1 protein-coding gene is annotated in these 1,177 nt (G+C 63.7%); it reads left to right on the top strand.

From position 1 onward, the window contains the following. The first annotated feature begins 509 nt into the window (after positions 1–509). Positions 510–887, top strand: coding sequence for a hypothetical protein (locus tag QX121_RS31585; RefSeq protein ID WP_315770966.1), 378 nt, complete (start codon positions 510–512; stop codon positions 885–887). The last annotated feature ends 290 nt before the right edge of the window (positions 888–1,177 follow it).

Consider the following 1,177-nt stretch of genomic DNA (forward strand, 5'->3'; position numbering starts at 1 on the left):
GAAATGTGGAGGTGATTTGCCCGACGTAGCAAGTGATGAGTCCGCGACAAACTGGCTCGACGGGCAGTTGGCGCATGCGCGCATGCAGAGATTGCCCGTCGTGCAACTCGGGATGGCGTGAGCTCATCGGGTCATAGCGGCCAGCATCATCGACGCCCTTCAAACGTCTTCAGTTGTTGGAATGCACCGTCACGGTGATGAGTTGGCTCCGGGCTGCCGGGTCGGCAAAGCATGAGCCATTCCCCTCCTCCGCGTGCCCAGCGGCACCGGTCCGATCGCATGGAAGTTCGGGCGGGGCCGGAACTCCGAAGCGCAGCAGCGGTTCTAGTGTGGTGGACCTGACATTCGCTTTGGACTGTCGCCAGTTCCTCGAGCGAGGTCGGATCAAGAACCGCAATCGATCATCCGTTTGCCGGCCTTGTTCGGCTCTGACATTCGTCAACCGTTCTTGGCAGAGCCGGACACCGGAGACATCCGCCGATCACGGCGCACTTCACTGGAGGCCTGATATGTCGACCAAAACAGCTCTGCTCGGCCGCACGGCCGCAATTGCTTCATTGACTGCACTCGCGATCGGCGCCCTGGCCCCGACCAGTGCCGACGCGCGAAATGGGCGCTGGCACGGCGGCGGCGGCGCTGCGGTCGGCGCGGCGCTTGCGGCGGGTGCCATCGGCACCGGTCTTGCGATCGCCGCGAGCCGCGACGCCTATGATTACTATGATGGTCCGGTCTACGGCGGCCCGGCGTATTACGAGGCGCCCGCCTACTACGGAGTGAACCCCCACGCCTATGGCTATTACCGCAAAGGCGAATACCCCTATCAGATCTATGGTGGCGACAGCCCGAACGCGGTTTGCGCGCAAGGAACGACCTGGAATTGCCGCTGAGCCGCTTCTGATTGAAACCGCGGCGTGGCACCGGGCGAGGTCTCGCGGCGCTCGCCCGGCGCTGGACTCCCTTCTCTGCCCCCGTGACCAGTCCCGTAGCCCGCCATGAGCGCAGCGACATGCGGGACAGGTCTCTCCCCGGCGTCGCTTCCCCGAAGCCCGTTGAGCCTCGTCACGTTGAGCCGGCGAAGTCAGTTTCGCGCGCTGTCACCCCGGTATGAACCGGGCTGAGTCCTGACAATTCAGACCGGGTTGATTCCTGACAGGCAAGCTTCGTCCGATTCGAAGGA

The sequence above is a fragment of the Bradyrhizobium sp. SZCCHNR2028 genome, assembly GCF_032380995.1.
Taxonomy (GTDB): domain Bacteria; phylum Pseudomonadota; class Alphaproteobacteria; order Rhizobiales; family Xanthobacteraceae; genus Bradyrhizobium.